The organism is Acaryochloris thomasi RCC1774 (assembly GCF_003231495.1).
In the GTDB taxonomy this organism is placed as follows: Bacteria; Cyanobacteriota; Cyanobacteriia; order Thermosynechococcales; family Thermosynechococcaceae; genus RCC1774.
This window is the reverse complement of record NZ_PQWO01000021.1, coordinates 1-17,864: the sequence shown is the minus strand read 5'-3', so window position 1 is coordinate 17,864 and position 17,864 is coordinate 1. Positions and strand designations below refer to the sequence as shown.

Below are 17,864 nucleotides of genomic sequence, written 5' to 3'. Positions count from 1 at the left end.
GGCGAGGCTTATTGTCGTTAGGGATGGCCCAATGGGGGTCTTGCCGCTAGATATTGATAGAGTTGCCAGCGCGTGTTCACGTCGCGTTGCGCTTCTTCTAAGAGTTGCTGCGCGGCTTCGGGCTGACTGCGCTTCAGCATCTTGAACCGATTCTCGTTGTACATAGATGGGGTGACAGGAACCTTGGGCATTCGCGAATCTATCACTAATGGATTTTCACCTTGGGTAACCCGTCTGGGGTCATGTCGATATAAAAGCCAGCGGCCCGCTTCCACCAGCGATTTTTGATGATGCATGGCGGTGGACATATTGATGCCGTGGGCGATGCAGTGGGAGTAGGCAATGATCAGGGATGGTCCCTCATAGGATTCAGCTTCTAGGAAGGCTTTGAGGGTCTGCTCGTCTCTAGCCCCCATCGCTACACTGGCAACGTAGACATTGCCGTAGGTCATCGCCATTAAGCCCAGATCTTTCTTGGGTGCAGGTTTACCCCCCGCTGCAAATTTCGCCACTGCAGCCCTCGGTGTGGCCTTCGACATTTGACCGCCCGTGTTGGAATAGACCTCAGTATCGAGCACCAGAATATTGACGTTGCGACCACTGGCAAGGACGTGATCGAGGCCACCATAACCGATGTCGTAGGCCCAGCCATCGCCACCGATAATCCAGACGCTCTTTTTGACCAGATAATCCGCTAACGCTTTGAGCTGCTTTACCTTGGCCTTCAGCGAGAGACCATCGCCCAAACTTGCGTGGTTTTCAATGTGGTGCTCAATATCTATAAGCCACTTCTGGAGGATGCTCACCTGCTGGCGTTGTTCTGCAATATCGGCCTCATCGTTCTGAGGTGCATTGAGAATCGTGTCAGCAAGGGACTGAATATAGTCCTGCTCGATGTCAACTTCGGCAGCGACCTGCTGAAGCAATTCTCTCGCTAGCTCCGTTTGCTTATCAATGGAGACTCGGAAGCCCAATCCAAACTCTGCATTGTCTTCAAAGAGGGAGTTCGACCAAGCGGGGCCGCGCCCTTCATCATTGTGGGACCAAGGCGTGGTCGGTAGATTGCCACCGTAAATCGAGGAACAGCCGGTGGCGTTGGCAACCACGAGGCGATCGCCAAATAGTTGCGTCACCATTTTGAGATAGGGGGTTTCGCCACAGCCTGCACAGGCACCTGAAAACTCAAATAAAGGCTCCTGCATCTGTTGATGACTGATTTTGTGCAGGTTCAGCGATTTCCGATCTGGGTTGGGCAAGTCTAAAAAGAAATCCCAGTTCTGGCGCTCTGTCTCTCGCAGAGGGCGCTGCGGCTCCATGTTGATGGCTTTCAAGCGCGGCATGGCCTTATTTTTGGCCGGACAGACATCGACACAGATGCCGCAACCGGTGCAGTCTTCGGCGGCCACTTGAATCGTGAACTTGAGATTGGTCCAGGCATGGTCTCGGGCTTTGGCGCTTTTGAAGGTCTCCGGTGCCTGTTCAAGCTGCTGCGGTTCGTAGACCTTGCTGCGAATGACGCTATGGGGGCAGACCATGACGCATTTGCCGCACTGAACACAGACATCCGGGTCCCAAACGGGGATATCTTGGGCAATGTTCCGTTTTCCCCATTTCGTTGTGCCGGTGGGATAGGTGCCATCGACGGGGAGAGCACTGACCGGGAGGGCGTCTCCTTCGCGCTGCATCATGCAACCAAGGACTTCGCGGACAAATTGGGGGGCGGTATCGGGAATGGTTGATTTTCGTCCGTTGGTTTCCGCGATGCTGCTAGGCTCGCCGATGGGGACTTCAAACAGTTGCTCTAGGGTGGCATCGACGGCTTTGAGGTTCATTTGCACAATCTCTTCGCCTTTCTTGCCGTAGGTTTTGCGAATGACTTGCTTGATGTTTGCGATCGCATCCTCTCTTTGCAAAATTCCAGACAAAGCAAAGAAGCACACCTGCATAACGGTATTAATCCGTCCCCCCATTCCGGCGGCACGAGCCACCTGATTGGCGTTAATGCTGAATAGCTTCAGGTGTTTCTGCTGGATCTGCTGTTGAACTGGAGCGGGCAAGTGTTCCCAAACCTCCACCGATGGGTAAGGACTATTCAGTAAGAGGGTCGCTCCTGGCTGCGCCGCCTTGAGGACATCTAGCTTGTCGAGAAAATCCCACTGATGGCAGGCGACAAAGTTAGCTTGCTCAATCAGGTAGGTAGCTCGTATGGGTTCGGGTCCAAACCTGAGGTGAGAGACAGTGACTGAGCCTGATTTTTTGGAGTCGTAAACAAAGTAGCCTTGGGCGTAGTTATCGGTTTGTTCACCAATAATTTTGATTGTATTTTTGTTGGCTCCCACCGTTCCGTCTGAGCCAAGGCCGTAGAAGATGGCCCGCACGACTTGGTCTGATTCAGTGGAAAAGGCCGGATCGTAGGCAAGGCTGGTGTGGGAAACGTCGTCGTTGATGCCGATGGTGAAATGGTTCTTAGGTGGGTCTGCAGCGAGGTTATCGAAGATGCCTTTGACCATTGCGGGAGTGAATTCCTTGGAAGAGAGGCCGTAGCGTCCGCCGACAATTATGGGGAGAGTTTTGAGCTTTGAGCTTTGGGTTTTGAGTTCCTGGAGTGTGCTTAAGACATCTAGATAGAGAGGTTCGCCTTGGCTGCCGGGTTCTTTGGTGCGATCTAGGACTGCGATCGCGTTTGTGGTAGCTGGCAATGCGACGATGAAGCGTCCGGTATCCCAGGGGCGGTAGAGGCATACCTTGATAACGCCGACTTTGGCGTTTTGCCAATTGAGGGCATCGACGGTTTCGTGGACGGTTTCACAGCCCGACCCCATGAGGACTATGATGCGTTCAGCGTCTGGATCGCCGTGATAGCCGTAGAGGTGGTACTGCCGTCCGGTGAGTTGAGCGAATTGGTCCATCACGTTTTGGGTCAGTTCTGGGCAAGCCTGGTAGTAGGGATTCACCGTTTCTCGGGCCTGGAAAAAGACATCGGGGTTTTGCGCTGTTCCTCGGATGACGGGGTAATCGGGGCTGAGGGCGCGGGACCGATGAGCACAGACTGATTCTTCATGAATCATCTGGCGTAGATCTGATGTGGGTAGCAGCTCAATTTTTTGGACTTCATGCGAGGTGCGGAAGCCGTCGAAAAAGTGGAGGAAGGGGATGCGCGATTGTAAAGTTGTGGCGGTTGCGATCACAGCAAAATCCTGAGCTTCTTGAACGGAGGCAGCACAGAGCATGGCAAAGCCCGTTCCCCGCGCCGCCATCACGTCACTGTGGTCCCCAAAAATAGAGAGAGCCTGGGCCGCAACAGAGCGGGCGGCAATATGAAAGGCGGTTGAGGTCAGTTCACCAGCAATTTTGTATAGGTTGGGAATCATCAACAGCAGTCCCTGGGACACGGTAAAGGTTGTTGTTAAGGCTCCGGTTTGCAAGGCTCCGTGGACAGCACCGGCAACACCGCCTTCGCTCTGCATTTCAACCACGGCAGGAACGGTGCCCCAGAGGTTGGGTTGCTTGGTTGCGGTCCAGGCGTCGGCCCATTCTGCCATCGGTGAAGCGGGGGTGATCGGATAGATAGCGATCACTTCGTTGAGGGCGTAGGCAATCCGGGCGACGGCTTCGTTACCATCAAGGGTGGCGAAGGTTTTGCTAGTCATATGGGGAGACTCCCAGCCTAGTCAACGTAATGGATAGAGGCACTTGATGGGCTTCTACCTAAAACCTAGGTCAAGAGTTTGAGGATGCTGTGAAGGGGAAACTGAAGACGTGCGGAACTCAAACATGGGATTCAACCGTTAGAACCTCTATGCCAAGCCACTATGTTGAAAGCATCCTTTATTCCTAATACTTATCTCAAATTTTTCTAGCCGCTAAACCACTTCAATAACTTTGACAAGTCCTATCGCCTGACTTTCAGCAAGGCAGAGTGAACCTCTTAATATCTTCATATTGAATCAAGAATCCACTTCAGACTGTTCTCCCATTTTTAATTCTATAAACTTAGCGGATTGGTTACCAAGAGATAAGGCTGAAGAAGTGATTCTCCACACAGGCGGATTCTCGATAGCTCTAGCAATAAGCTTAGGATTCTTCTTTGAGAATTCTTTAACTATTTCATTCACTCTCTTTCTTATACTACTTCGCTTTTCCATGCTTAGAAAATCCCAAAATCCAAACGAACCAGCAGCCAAAGCTTCAACAGAGAACTCTAGATTACCTTGAACTTGGTATTGCAGAATCTGTCCTATCACTCTTTCGATTATCTCAATCGACTGTAAATTATTAAAGTCATACTTAACATAATCATAGGAAATTCTTTTCAGACTTATCCCCTCTTTAATCACCTTAAGAAAACCATCATCTTGAAATGATCCCAGAACAAAGTCAATATTGTTACCATTATCGTTAGATGCAAATGAGCATAATGACAGCTTGCTTAAATCATCTTCATTATGTTCTTTAAGATAGTCTGAGAAGTTTGCTCTTGATTGCTCTGCAACAATCAACCATGTATTAATACAGACTGAGCTATCGGAAACTATATCACTTATATCTTCAGGCTGAACATTTAGATACTTTCGGATTTGCTGTTGCTTCCTCTCTGAAGGTCTATTTTCCTCTGTCCACTCGACTTGAAGAGTTTGATGGCTAGTATAAGAGTGAGAAATCGCTTCGGGATTGACACTATTATTGGACAAGCTTGAATAGAATTTAGGTTCGACTTCTATAAACTTATATCCCAATCTTACAATTTCAGAGGAGTACTCCTTGAGGAACTTGTTCTTGACTCCATAGAATAAGCCTATGAAAATATTTATTAATTTCAGACTAAAAGACGGAGACTCCATCAGCATCCTCGGCAGTGATTCGACAGCTAAACGATTGTTGTATATTTGTGAAAAACCTTACTACAGAATTCCCACAAGATCCCAACTCAAGAGAAAGTGAGACAACATCTCTATATATCTGAAAATTCATCTTTGATCCAGTTTTTAAATCTATTGAGTGAACAATAAGTCCATCATCAACCTCTCTAGGGACTCCCCATAAAAAAAATGGATCTTTCCCTGAAAAAACAACTTTACAGAAGTCGATCAAATTTTCTATAGGCTTTGATTCAAAGTTGAAATAAAGTGGTTCGCCGACCGCATCAGTTATCTTATCCTCTTTTCCAATAATTTTGATTATGTGTCTTTTCTCTATATCTCTTATCTTTGTTGAATATCTTGATCGAATTTCATTCACTAGTTCTTTATGCAGGAGAACGGAAGTGCCCTTTACAACAAACTTGCCATCATACTGAATTGTCTCTATAGCAAAGTTTGATTGACTCACTCTCTGAATACTATTTTCTTCGCCCCTATACTTGATGCTAATTTTCGATGGTACAACCTTCTCTTGAAGTGAATCTGTTTGAAATAGTTCATGTAATGCATCTGATACTTCTCCTCCTCCCCTAGCACTAAGAGTTAGATATTGTTTAAGCTCTTTTACTGTTGATTCACATTCTTCCTCAACTGGCCTCGTATTTACTTGTCTTGGTGGGTCTTCTACTTCTGCTCGATACTCTGCTTGAGATATATTTTCTTGCGTCTCAAATTTCCTGTAATCATAAGTCAGATCAAAACCTCTTAGCTGACCTTTTTGTGTAAATTCTTTAAGAAGACTTGGCCAAATCCATATCCTATCCAATTCTGTAGACTGGTTGATTATTTTTTTGATTACAATATCTAAAACATCCGCTTTAGAAACTGAGTCAAGAAACCAAAATCTACAGTCGTTCTGTACAGGAGAAATATCTAAATATGCCTCAATATCATTATCATTGTATTTCCATCTTAATACGTACAAACTTCTGTCTCCTGTCGTCTGAATGACTGGATGATGTTCTTGCTTTTTTGACTTGAATGAAAATAATGTCTCGATTTTATCTTCATTCAAGTCAGTAATAGATGAATTTTCTCCGGGCGTAAACTCAATGACATATGTTTTGACTAAATACCTGTTTCTACTTAGCTGGCTATTGTCTCTTAAATCAGAGTATGATAAATTCATCTGACTGTGTAATAAAGCAGCTACTGCACTCTTGTCTTGAACTGATTGATTGTCAAATACCATACTATTGATCTCGATTCTCTCAGGTCATTGAGTCTAAGATATTTTTTTGTTTAATTAATTTATACCATTTATTCTTGCAGTTTTATGTGACTCATAGAGTGCCCACACTAAGGTATTATTCACTCTCTCTGATTTCAAGATTGTGAAACATATGAGCTGATCTCCATAGAACTCACTAAGCAAGATATTTAGAGTGTTAGAAATATGCTGCTCGATGGTGGGTTCATCCTTTGCTAAGTGTAGATGCCTAAGTCACTTTCAACGCGGCATTAGCAAGCAACCGCTTTATCAGCCTCCTTCGACAAAAAAGTAGAAAATACGGTATTTGATTCCCTGAAGCTCTTTGATATTTGGTCTTTACTACCTAAATTTCACAGCTCATCGATACCTTTGTAGCGATCCACGATGGCTCTAGCTTCCAGCAGCAATTCTGCCCAGTCATTTGGAGGATGGCCACTATCCAGCATCTCTGCGAACACTCGATAGGCATCGGTCTTGCTGTCATAAGCCCGTTTGGTCGCTGTATAGTTCACCCAGCTATAGATAATCACCTTGCTTTGTAGGTGATATCGAAAGAACAGCCGGTACTGTTGGAACAACTTAGCCCGCAACCAGAGCCTATAGCCATCACCAAGCGTTCCCCCTTGAAGGTACTCCGGCCAGGTTGGATTTTGGGGAATGACAGACATCAAAAGCTAGCTTTGCGATCTCAGCCATACACTTCGCAGAAACAATCAAACCTCTAATGGACTCTGAAAATCTGTGACTTCTCTCCTTCCGAAAAGTTCTATTAAACTGCCAGCATCCCCAAACTTTTCTGTGGGTCAAGATCTAGTTTTTTCCATGACTTCCAACTATTTACCTATTTAGCCGTTTGGACAACCTCTAAGAGAGAGACATCAATAGAATAAGCCTTCTCTGCTTCTAACCAGCTCAAAACATCAGCCAAATGCCAAAGCGCAGGCGTTCCTTCATAGACTGGTAACGGAGAACCTGGACCGTGCTCAACAATCAACTTCCTCATATTTTGTCGGGTGTGCCCCAGCAGGTGAGCCACCTCTGTTAGCCCAACAAGATCAGTACTCGTCCCAATCAAAGCCACATTCGGAATCGACCGCTTCACATCTGCGATCGCACTTGAAACCGCCTCCCAAGCAGAAGAGGCTTCACGAAAAAAGTTGAGCGAGACCTGTCCAAGCTTCCCAACGCCGACAACCGCATCATCACATCCACTTTCATAGAGCGCTTCAAGATGGTCTTCAGGATTAGCCTGAATGTCGCTAAGTTTGAACTTCAGCGTGAAATCAAACTCTCGCATTACTAATCCTTTTGAGCTGGGCTATTGAGTTTTGTGCAGCTATCAATGGTTTTATCAATTGTCTTCGGTGGTACTTGCTTTTCTTTAAAAATGACTCAAAGGACTTCATCAGCAAGCACCAAAATATCGCTAATGATGCGATCGCTAAGCCACATCCCCTGATGACGCAGGCTATCAATGATCGGAGCAACAGCGGTTAAATATCCTTCCCGCTTAGCTTTGATCAACACACCAAGCGTTCCAGTACATTGAAGTCCGTAAAGCTTAGCAATGCGTCGTCCCAATTGATCGTCCAGAATACTCAAACTTCCGAGATGCTGAATGCCAAGAGCAATCACTTCGGCCTCTCCCTGCCCTAAATCAGTCACATTGGGAATCAGGGCCGGATTATCAACCTCAAGCATTTGAATATACTCAAGCGATTCAGGCACAGGAACATCAATTCCCTTATGTTCACCAGCCTGCAACTCCTGCTGGACAGCCTTCGGAATCGAGACCTCCTGATATAGATGTTTCAGTAGGTCAAGGTGACCAACCTGATGCAGATAGAGTAGTGGTGAAGTGTTGACAATAATCTTAGCGTTAGGCGTTGAGGACATCGTTCTCTAGCTCTTCACTAGAAAGATCAAAGGGTGAGACGCGATATCGCCCTAATTTGCCTAAAAATTCAACCCTTGACATCCCTGCTAACTGAGCCGCCCGCCCGGACGAAAGTTTTCCCAGCTCAAAGAGTTTCACCGCAGCGAGTATAGATAACTCCTGAGAGATACTTACATCTGATTCTTTTAGACTCACCAGAACTTCATCAGGAACATCAATTTTCACAACACCCATAAAACACCTTTACCTGCAGAGACAGTGGAATCTTTGTGTTTCTAGTAATACATTCATCCATCCTAATCAATATCGTGCTTCCTTCGCGTGAACCACATACCCAGTAATATCTTCTACAGCGGTGGCGCAGTCCCCAGAAGTCCAATTAAACCGATGATCATCCCCAAACGCCCCAAAGTAATCAGGCTGGTGTAGGTCGATGAGGTCTGTTTTCGCTGATAGCGTCGCAATGCCAGAGAGAAGCTAGCCAGCATGGTCGAGGAACAAATCCCAAACAGGAGGGGATGCGCCATTGAGAGGGATGCGATGGTCTCCGACCGGCCTATGGCCATCGCAACCGGCACAGACACCCACAGCAGCATCAATAATCCCCAGGCAATCGTGAACGCAGCACCCGCGCCCCAAAGATTGGCAATTGTGTATACATTTCGGTTGCGATCGCCTACCGCATCATGAATATCCCAGACAATTTCCTTCGCCAGGATGTAGCAGAACAAGAACGCACTCGGGTACAGCATCGCCAGAGGCCGACCAGCTACCAGGCTGGCAAACAAGATCAGCACTGCCACAATTGTCGCCACAACACCATTACCTAGGATGCCGCTGACGTTCAAAATCGCGGAATAATTCCAGAGCAGGAGAGTGCTAACAGCGACCAACATCCAGGACAGTAGCCCTAAAGGAATAGCCGCTAACAGGGCCACACCAAACAGGACAACCGCAGCCCACCAAGCGTGCTGTGGCATCAGAATCCTAGACGGGAGCGGTCGCTCGGGATGGTTGATGCGATCTTTCTCAATGTCATCGTAATCATTGATCGCGAAAGCACCCGCCGTTGTACAAACGAGAACAATCGCCGTCAGTCGATAAAGTAACCCTGGTGCATCTGGATTAAGAGCATAGATTGTGAGACAGCTTGCAACAGCCGCCAGCACAGAGAGCGTTGGACGACAGAGTTGAGCAAAGGCTCGGACGGTACCAAAATGGTCAATTCGTCGAGGAGTGAGACTAACCATCGTTCTACTCCAGTAAAAGATCGATCAATAATCCCAACCACAAAGCTGTTCAGGAGAACTCATTTTGACCTCAGGATATTGATAAAAACCGTCAAGGTTCAATACGGCAGCATCAAACTGAATCCAAGCAACAGGTCCAGTTTCTTCCTTGATGCTGCGGATGACATAGCCACTATTGAGGGTCAAGTAGTTGTCCAACTTCCACTGAAACATAGGTGGAGTATTAGACCAAGTATGACCGGGCCAGGAAATGACCAATGCCTGACCGATCATCTGAGTTCGCTGTGCTCGGCCACGCAGACAAACAAGATCCCCAGAATGAGGAAAGCCGTAGTAGCCATCTAGGCGATCTCCCCGTTTAGCAAAGCTAAAGCAAGCCCCTGCCCCATCCCGCCAGTCTTTGGGGACGGGTTGGCTGCAGAACTGATAGTCTCCATCAGCAAGCGTCTCGATACCTTTTGGCTTGGTCGCTTGAGAGACTGCCGACATTGGGAGTCCAGTTCCTGCGATTAGGGTTGCAATTGCAGCCATCAAGAATATCCGCAGGGTTTTTGTTGCGAACATCCTGCCACCTCCAACCTGTTTATCACAGGGGAAACGTTCTCTTTTTACTGAGTAATTCAGACAACAGTGGGCGCTCGGAGCATCCACCACATCAGAATGACAAGGGCCAAAACAATGATTTTGACCAAAATGTATGTAAAGACATCTGGGGGCCAGAAACCATACATGATTACCCCTCCTTGAAATACATCGGATAATATCCGCAGCAGCAATGCCGCTTTGGCTTCACCTTTAACGTAGATCAATAGTTTGAAGAACTTATGACGAAACTTTAGTTCCAGGCATTTAGACCACTGCCAGACTGCAAATGTCTCTCAAATTCCCCTCACAAGTTCCTCAGGTTTAAGCACTACAAATTTAGCCATAGTGAAATCCATCCTCACCATGTGGCTCACCAACTATCCCCGCTTCCTCCAGTTTCTGCAAAATGATTTAGAACTATCGCCCTCTGCGATCGCAACTGCAACCAAGCTCAGTCAACGCGATCACGGCCCCCTATCCATCGCGTTGTGGCACTACGGTTTAGTGACGTTGGAACAGCTAAACCTGATCTTTGATTGGTTGGAACGAGACCGTTAAAGAAAAAGCTCACCAGGCAACCATCCCCCGCAAGTCAACACAGGAGAGTAGACACCATGGCTAAATCTTTGACCTACGATGATGCAGCACGCTCAGCTCTGGAACGCGGGATTGATGTCCTGGCCGAAGCGGTCGGAGTGACCTTAGGGCCAAAAGGGCGAAATGTCGTTCTCGGTCAAAAATTCGGTGCGCCCAAAATTGTCAACGATGGTTTCACCATTGCCAAAGACATTGAGCTTGAAGATCACATTGAAAATACGGGGGTCTCACTGCTCAGACAGGTGGCTTCTCAAACCAATGATGTTGTCGGAGATGGCACTACCACCGCCGTCGTTCTGGGCCAAGCCATCATTCACGAAGGCTTGCGTAATGTAGCGGCTGGAGCTAATCCGATGGCGATTCGGCGGGGGATTGAGCAGGCCACGCGAACTATGCTGGACCTCATTCTTGAACACGCACAGCCGGTCAAAGACTCAGAAACGATGGCTCAGGTCGGTACAATTTCAGCCGGTAACGATGCCGCAATTGGTCGCATGATTGCCAAAGCAATGGCGGAGGTCGGCGAGGCAGGCACCCTTTCCCTTGAAGATGGCAAGTCCATCCAAACTGAGGTTGAAATGACAGAGGGAATGCGATTCGATCGGGGATACATTTCGCCCTACTTCGTCACCGATGCCGAACGGATGGAGACGCTCTATGAAGATGCTTACATCCTATTGACGGAACAGAAAATCAGCCGGGTTCAGGATTTAGTCCCCATTTTGGAGCAGGTGTCTAAAAGTGGTAAGCCCCTACTGATCATTGCCGAAAATATTGAACAAGAAGCGTTAGCAGCCCTAGTGGTGAATCGGCTCCAGGGCATTCTGAAAGTGGCTGCGGTCAAAGCATCGGGGTTTGGAGATCGCCGCAAAGCCATCCTTGAAGATATTGCTGCCCTTACTGGGGGACAAGTCATCTCCGCAGAGACAGGTCTCCAGCTCGAACAGGCTGAGCTAGAGCATCTCGGCCAAGTCCGTCGCCTCACCCTTACGAAGGACCACACAACTCTTGTGGCAGAAGGCAATGAACAGGCCGTGCAAACCCGCTGTGAGCAAATCCGCTATCAAATTGAAGAGACTGATTCTGCTTACGACCAAGAGAAACTAGAAGAACGGCTAGCCAAACTAACCGGCGGCGTCGCCGTCATTAAAGTCGGGGCTGCAACTGAGACCGAAATGAAGGAGCGCAAGCTCAAGCTAGAGGACGCCATCAATGCCACGAAAGCTGCTGTTGATGAGGGGATTGTGCCGGGTGGGGGAACCACCTATGTCCATCTCATTCCTGATCTAGAAGCTTGGTCTGCAGAGCACTTAACCGGAGATGAACTGGTTGGAGCCATGATTGTGGGACGGGCGTTAGAAGCCCCTCTGCGCCGAATTGCCATCAATGCAGGTCACAATGGAGCACTCGTCATTGAACATCTCAAAAATCAGCCCTTCAACACCGGCTACAATGCCGAAACCGGAGAGATTGTTGATTTGTTTGAAGCTGGTATCGTTGACCCTGCGAAGGTCACTCGTTCCGCCCTCAGGAATGCAGCATCGATTGCCGAGATGGTCTTAACCACCGAATGCATTATTGCTGAGCAATCTCAAAAATCATCTGCATTAGCAGTGGCAGGCAGTTCCTAGCCCCTAATGATTCAGCAATATGGGGTCTGAGGATCTGGCAAAGCTTCACATTCTCCTCAACTTTTGGCCCTAGAGTAAATGTAGACAATCCTCACGCTTTATAGAGAGCATGATTATGAAAAGCACCCTTCCCACGCATTCGGTTTTGGTGATTGGTTATGGCAATGAACTCCTAGGAGATGACGCCATTGGTCCCAGAATTGTGAATGCGATTGAAGACTGGCAGGTGCCGACGGTCCAAACCAAGATTTTGCATCAGTTGACGCCAGAACTTGCTGAAGAACTCGCCAACTCTGAATGGGTCATATTTGTTGATGCCTGTCAGTTTAACGGTCCCCATAATGTTCAAGTTAGACCCCTCGAAGCCCTAGGGTGTGAAACACCGGGAAGCTCTGTCCCAGCTTTAGGGCATACCTGTGACCCGCAGTCGCTATTGGCCCTCGCTCAGTCTACCTATGGTCATCGGCCCCACGCCTGGTCGGTAGCAGTACCCGCTGAAGACTTTTCGATGGGTGAACACCTGTCGGCAACGGCTGAGGAAGGCATAGCAGAGGCTTTAGAGATCATCCAGACCCTAATTCCAACGCAGAAGATGGCGGGCTTATCCACACCCGAGGAACCCATATGCATGAAGTAAGCATCATGCAGAATGCGCTCGATCTCGCACTGGCCCAAGCGGCTCAGCAGGGTGCACAGCGGATTCACTGGATTAAGTTGCGGGTCGGAGAACTGTCTGGTGTGATTCCAGATGCTCTTACCTTAGCTTTTGAGATCGTGACTGCTGGCACTATTGCTGCCGAGGCTCAATTGGAATTGGAAACGGTTCCGGTGCTCTGCTACTGCTCAACTTGCCAGCAAGATTTTCATCCTGACGATTGGATTTATAGCTGTCCGATTTGTAATCAGCTCACGACTGAGTTACGGCAGGGGCGAGAGCTGGAACTAACATCGCTGGAGGTGTCTTGATGTGTCAAGATTGCGGCTGTAGTGAGGTTGGGCCGATCCAGATTGGTTATGAGCATCACGTTCATATTCCTGAGCAGCCGAGTCAGCTCCAGACGGAAAGCAAACCAGATCTGATGGAGCCTTTGCCGCGTCGTCTTGAGATTCAAACGAATCTTCTGAGTCAGAACGATCGCATCGCAGCCCAAAACCGGTCCTTCTTCGATGCTCAGTGCTGGCAGGTCATCAATATCCTCTCAGCGCCTGGATCGGGCAAGACGGCTTTGATTGAGCGCTTGGTAAAAGATTGTCGCGATCGCTGGCAAATTGGGGTCATCGTCGGGGATTTAGCCACCGACAACGATGCCCAACGTCTTGAAAAAGCTGGGACCACAGCAGTTCACATTACGACCGGGAATGCCTGTCATCTAGAAGCTGGGATGATCGCAAAGGCGGTAGAACGTTTACCAAAGGCACAATGGGATCTATTAATCATTGAGAATGTGGGCAATCTGGTTTGTCCTGCGGCCTTTGATCTAGGAGAACATCTGCGCGTGGTGCTTTTATCCGTGACGGAAGGGGAAGACAAGCCGCTGAAGTATCCGACGATGTTTAAATCGGCTCAGGTGGTCATTGTTAACAAAGCCGATATTGCTGATGCGGTGGGATGGGATCGGGAGAGTGCGATCGCAAATATCCAAAAAATAGCCCCTCAAGCCACAATCTTTGAAGTCTCTGCCAGAACTGGAGAAGGCATGGAACATTGGTACGCCTATCTGGATAATGGCATTCAGCAAGCTCAGATCTCACAACTTTCGCAGACTAGCAATCTAAGGTTGGAGTATGGGAAAAACATCTTGAAGCGTTGAATTTCATGAATTCTATGAGCGCTGCATTGGCCCCCCCGGCCCCACAATTCAGGGGGAATAGATCAAGTGTGATCCCGCTAAACTCAACAACTTTCGCGGGATATGGATCATGACTTTGCGGCGACTTTGTTTGACCCTTCAGGGAGCAGTTCAAGGTGTCGGGTTCCGTCCATTTGTCTATCGATTGGCAATCAACCTGGACCTGAAGGGTTGGGTGAATAATTCAGCTCAGGGAGTTGAAATTGAAGTGGAAGGCCCAACTCACTTACTTAACTCATTTCTAGGGCAACTGAAAAATGATCTACCGCCTCGTGCTGTGATCGAGATGATTGAGTGTACTGACGATGCCCCCATTGGCTATACATCCTTTGAGATTCGCCCGAGTACTGAAGGATCTTCAACTGCGCTGTTGCTGCCTGATATTGCCACCTGTGCTGACTGCCTGCGAGAGATATTTGACCCTTGCGATCGCAGGTATCGCTACCCCTTCACCAACTGCACCAACTGCGGACCTCGATACAGCATCATCCAATCTCTCCCCTACGACCGTCACAACGCAACGATGAGGCACTTTAAGATGTGCCCAGACTGTCAATCAGAGTACACAGATCCACTATCGCGTCGGTTCCACGCTCAGCCAAATGCCTGTCCCATATGTGGTCCCCAAGTTGAATTATGGAACGAAGAAGGACAGTTAGAAGAAGGTTGGCAAGACGAGCCTATACAGCACGCGGCTGAAGCAATCCGGCAGGGAAAGATATTGGCCGTCAAAGGTTTAGGGGGCTTTCACTTAATGGTTGATGCCCGAAATCAAGCGGCAGTTGAACGCCTGAGAGAACGGAAACACCGACCGGATAAACCCTTTGCCTTGATGTATCCGTCCTTGAAACGAGTGAGGCACGATTGTGAAATTTTAGAAGTGGAGGCGGAATTGTTGCGATCTCACACGGCCCCCATCGTTCTCCTGAAACGAAAGCAAAAAAACTCAGTGAGGGTCGATCCCGAGAACAACATTGCCGAAGCCGTCGCACCCGGATACCCCCACCTCGGCATCATGCTGCCTTACACACCACTGCACCATCTGCTCATGGCAGACCTGGATTTTCCAGTAGTAGCCACCAGCGGCAACCCCAGCGGCGTACCTATTTGCTTCAACGAAAGGCAAACACCGCAAGACCTCAAAGGACTCGCAGATCTATACCTCATCCATAACCGCCCCATCCTAAGCCCTAGTGACGACTCCATTATTCAAGTCATCAACAACCAACCCCAAATCCTCCGCCGCGCCCGAGGATACGCACCCCTCCCCATCTCCCCGTCCCCCATTCAAAATTCAAAACTCTCATCTCCCCCTACAATTCTTGCCGTTGGCGCTCATCTTAAAAACACCATCGCCTTATCCCTTGGCGATCGCATCTTCCTCAGTCCTCATCTCGGCGATCTAGGAACCGTTCAATCCCTGAAGCGTTTTCAGAAAACCATCCGTGACTTTCTCCAGATTTACGACTGTCAGCCCGATATCATTGCCTGTGATGCTCATCCAGACTACGCCTCTACGCAAGCCGCTCATACATTCGCTCAGGAGTGGCAAGTTCCAGTAATTCCGGTTCAGCATCACTATGCTCATGTCCTGGCCTGTATAGCTGAGCACCCTTTAGAAAGGGCAGCACTTGGCATTGCTTGGGATGGCAGCGGCTACGGTTTAGACGGCACCCTTTGGGGAGGAGAGTTTCTGCGAATTACAACCTCTGGATTTGAGCGGGTAGGATACCTGCGCCCCTTTCAACTGCCAGGAGGTGAGAAAGCGATTCAAGAACCCCGACGCGCTGCCCTTGGCTTACTCTATAGCTGCTTCGGTGAAGCGATAGAGCAGAAACAACTTGCTCCAATGCAAGCCTTTTCACCTCAGTCTTTGAAGTTGTTGTATACAATGTTGGACCGCCACATTAATACACCGATGACCTCTAGTGTAGGGCGGTTATTTGATGCGATCGCATCCCTCACAAACAAGGTGCAAATTTCTAGCTATGAAGGACAGGCCGCCGCAGCCTTAGAGTCTGCACTCACCGGTTTTGAGACAGAAGAACACTATCCCGTTCAAATATCGTCTACATTACCCCTAATTGTGGACTGGAGGCCCATGCTCAACGCTATCCTAGAAGATATCGCGGTGGGTCTTGATGCCGGCCTCATCTCATCTAAATTTCACAACACGTTAGTAGAAATCATCGTCAATGTATCCCATCGGGTTGGAGAATCTTACGTTGTCCTCACAGGCGGATGCTTCCAAAATCGGTACTTAAGCGAACGAACCTCGAAACGCTTACGGGAAGAGAATTTTCAACCTTACTGGCATCAGCAAATTCCAACCAATGATGGAGGCATTGCTCTAGGCCAAGTGATGTCTATCAAACGAAGTCATAGAAGTTCAATAAATATTCAAGACGTTCTCTCAGACCCGCAACCACTTCCACCGAGGACCAGTTCATGTGTCTAGCTATTCCAGGAAAGATTGTGAGTACTACCGAAAGTGGTGATCCGCTCCTTCGCACCGGGAAGGTGAACTTTGGTGGAGTATGTAAAGAGGTGAATCTTGCTTACGTGCCTAAAGCTGACCTTGAGGATTATGTCATTGTCCATGTAGGGTTTGCGCTGAGTGTTCTTGATCCTGAGGAAGCCAAGATTACTCTAGATCTTATACAGCAAATGCATAATTAAAAGTCTTTGATCTAGAGGCTAAACAAAACCAAGAACATCGAGAACTATTCCCGCAGGCCAGATCCGGTCATTCTCTATGCAAGTCAAATCCTAAGAAAATCAGAGTTTTACAGGGGACTGTCAACTTAACCCATTTTCTACTTTCTGATTGCAAAGTGACTCTTTTTGACAACGATAGATTAAGCATCACAGGCTTGGGAAAGAACTCGTATTCTCAATAAATGGGACCAACTACAGTTAAGTTGACAGTCCCCTTACAACGCAGTGCCGCTTTCGAGACTGTCGGCACCAGCAGGAACCCGGCTGTGCGATCCAAGCAGCCCTGACGGCTCGCCAATTGGAGCAGTCGCGACTCCAGAGCTACCAAAAGCTTCAGAAAGAAGAAGCCTACCTGAACCGGAAGCAAGATCAAAAGGCGCAGCTCAACACAAAAGCTCGTTGGAAGCAGAGGACTAAATCGATACGCCAGCAGCAAAAAGACAACTCATATAGCGCTACGCACATACGTCAGGACACTCCCTGAAAGCAGCATCGACACAGTCTCGAAAGGTCTCAAATTCACCCCACCGCTGCTTCATCCAGTTTTTAAGCACAAACCACCAGCGCTCTATCTTGTTGAGGTCGGGTGAATAGGGCGGTAGATACCAAATCTCACAACCCGCATCAGCGACCATTTCCTCAATTGCTTGGCCTTTATGAAAACTGGCATTGTCAATGACGATGACATCTCCCGGCTTTAACTGCGGCAACAGACACTCTTGAAGCCACATCTCGAATAAGCTGCGGTTGCACGAACCTTCAAAGGTGATGGGGGCAAATAGAACTTTCTCCTTGACGGCACCGATAAAACTCACGCGCTCGGTCCGCTTGCCTGACTTAAGACAATGAAAGCGCTCCCCTATCGCGCAGTATCCATAGGGATAGTCGTCACGATTATCAATGCCGGCTTCATCTACATAGGTAAGCTGGTCTGGACGCTTTGTACTCAGACGCTCGACAAAGGCTTGGCGCTCTACTTCGTCACGCTCTTGGTAGCCATAGGTCTTTTTTTTCGAGTCACGCCCATCTTACGGAGGGCATCGCTGATATTCTGCTGCGTGACGCCTTCGCCCCATAGGGGTCATGCCGACATACGCCTAATTTTTCTCACAGGATCCCTGTAAGCCTTCTATCGCAATGCATTAACGATTTTAAATCTACTCTACACATCAGAGACCTTAGCTTTCGGACTTACGTACCACTC

The 17,864-nt window shown here is 48.3% G+C and carries 16 protein-coding genes and 1 pseudogene; 7 read left to right on the top strand and 10 right to left on the bottom strand.

Going from position 1 to position 17,864, the window contains the following annotated elements:
* Nucleotides 1-17: 17 nt before the first annotated feature.
* The 9 genes from nifJ to C1752_RS22605 form a co-directional block, all read right to left on the bottom strand.
* A complete protein-coding gene (gene nifJ, locus C1752_RS22645; protein WP_110988334.1) occupies nt 18-3,650 on the bottom strand; it encodes a pyruvate:ferredoxin (flavodoxin) oxidoreductase in 3,633 nt (1,210 codons plus the stop codon).
* A gap of 297 nt (nt 3,651-3,947) precedes the next feature.
* Nucleotides 3,948-4,841: a hypothetical protein gene (locus C1752_RS22640; RefSeq protein WP_146242403.1), complete on the bottom strand. Its 894-nt coding sequence runs from the start codon at nt 4,839-4,841 to the stop codon at nt 3,948-3,950.
* Entirely contained in the window at nt 4,822-6,111 is a 1,290-nt protein-coding gene (locus C1752_RS22635) for a hypothetical protein (protein WP_110988332.1), read from the bottom strand. Before C1752_RS22635 ends, C1752_RS22640 begins: the two co-directional genes overlap by 20 nt.
* Nucleotides 6,112-6,482: 371 nt before the next feature.
* Nucleotides 6,483-6,800, bottom strand: a complete 318-nt coding sequence (locus tag C1752_RS22630) for a type II toxin-antitoxin system YhaV family toxin (RefSeq protein ID WP_233501836.1) — start codon at nt 6,798-6,800, stop codon at nt 6,483-6,485.
* Between the two features lie 173 nt (nt 6,801-6,973).
* Entirely contained in the window at nt 6,974-7,429 is a 456-nt protein-coding gene (locus C1752_RS22625; protein ID WP_110988331.1) for a helix-turn-helix transcriptional regulator, read from the bottom strand.
* Nucleotides 7,430-7,524: 95 nt separating this feature from the next.
* The gene (locus C1752_RS22620; protein ID WP_110988330.1) at nt 7,525-8,028 is read right to left on the bottom strand and encodes a PIN domain-containing protein; all 504 of its coding nucleotides are present in this window, start codon (nt 8,026-8,028) and stop codon (nt 7,525-7,527) included.
* Complete coding sequence (locus C1752_RS22615) at nt 8,012-8,263, bottom strand: UPF0175 family protein (RefSeq protein WP_110988329.1); 252 nt, start codon at nt 8,261-8,263, stop codon at nt 8,012-8,014. The genes C1752_RS22620 and C1752_RS22615 overlap by 17 nt, the downstream gene beginning before the upstream one ends.
* 113 nt (nt 8,264-8,376) lie before the next feature.
* Nucleotides 8,377-9,279 (bottom strand): geranylgeranylglycerol-phosphate geranylgeranyltransferase, encoded by a 903-nt coding sequence (locus C1752_RS22610; protein ID WP_110988328.1) that lies wholly within the window; start codon nt 9,277-9,279, stop codon nt 8,377-8,379.
* 24 nt (nt 9,280-9,303) lie between these two features.
* Nucleotides 9,304-9,843 (bottom strand): hypothetical protein, encoded by a 540-nt coding sequence (locus C1752_RS22605; protein WP_110988327.1) that lies wholly within the window; start codon nt 9,841-9,843, stop codon nt 9,304-9,306.
* A 366-nt stretch (nt 9,844-10,209) separates the two neighbouring features.
* On the opposite strand from C1752_RS22605, the gene C1752_RS22595 reads away from it, so the two are divergent.
* The 7 genes from C1752_RS22595 (at nt 10,210) to C1752_RS22565 (ending at nt 16,621) form a co-directional block, all read left to right on the top strand.
* Nucleotides 10,210-10,422, top strand: coding sequence for a DUF2949 domain-containing protein (locus tag C1752_RS22595; protein ID WP_233501834.1), 213 nt, complete (start codon nt 10,210-10,212; stop codon nt 10,420-10,422).
* 56 nt (nt 10,423-10,478) lie between these two features.
* Nucleotides 10,479-12,092 carry a chaperonin GroEL gene (gene groL, locus C1752_RS22590; protein WP_110988324.1) on the top strand — a complete coding sequence of 538 codons (1,614 nt, stop codon included), beginning with the start codon at nt 10,479-10,481 and terminating at the stop codon, nt 12,090-12,092.
* Between the two features lie 115 nt (nt 12,093-12,207).
* Nucleotides 12,208-12,729, top strand: a complete 522-nt coding sequence (locus tag C1752_RS22585) for a hydrogenase maturation protease (RefSeq protein WP_233501833.1) — start codon at nt 12,208-12,210, stop codon at nt 12,727-12,729.
* Nucleotides 12,717-13,058, top strand: a complete 342-nt coding sequence (gene hypA / locus C1752_RS22580; protein WP_110988322.1) for a hydrogenase maturation nickel metallochaperone HypA — start codon at nt 12,717-12,719, stop codon at nt 13,056-13,058. The genes C1752_RS22585 and hypA overlap by 13 nt, the downstream gene beginning before the upstream one ends.
* The gene (gene hypB / locus C1752_RS22575) at nt 13,058-13,903 is read left to right on the top strand and encodes a hydrogenase nickel incorporation protein HypB (RefSeq protein WP_110988321.1); all 846 of its coding nucleotides are present in this window, start codon (nt 13,058-13,060) and stop codon (nt 13,901-13,903) included. Before hypA ends, hypB begins: the two co-directional genes overlap by 1 nt.
* A 109-nt stretch (nt 13,904-14,012) precedes the next feature.
* Nucleotides 14,013-16,400 (top strand): carbamoyltransferase HypF, encoded by a 2,388-nt coding sequence (gene hypF, locus C1752_RS22570; protein WP_110988320.1) that lies wholly within the window; start codon nt 14,013-14,015, stop codon nt 16,398-16,400.
* On the top strand, nt 16,391-16,621 hold the full coding sequence (locus tag C1752_RS22565; RefSeq protein ID WP_110988319.1) for a HypC/HybG/HupF family hydrogenase formation chaperone: 231 nt from the start codon (nt 16,391-16,393) through the stop codon (nt 16,619-16,621). Before hypF ends, C1752_RS22565 begins: the two co-directional genes overlap by 10 nt.
* A 494-nt stretch (nt 16,622-17,115) precedes the next feature.
* Here the strand turns inward: C1752_RS22565 and C1752_RS22555 are convergent.
* Nucleotides 17,116-17,738: pseudogene (locus tag C1752_RS22555) on the bottom strand (IS630 family transposase); the annotation flags it as partial.
* Between the last annotated feature and the right edge of the window lie 126 nt (nt 17,739-17,864).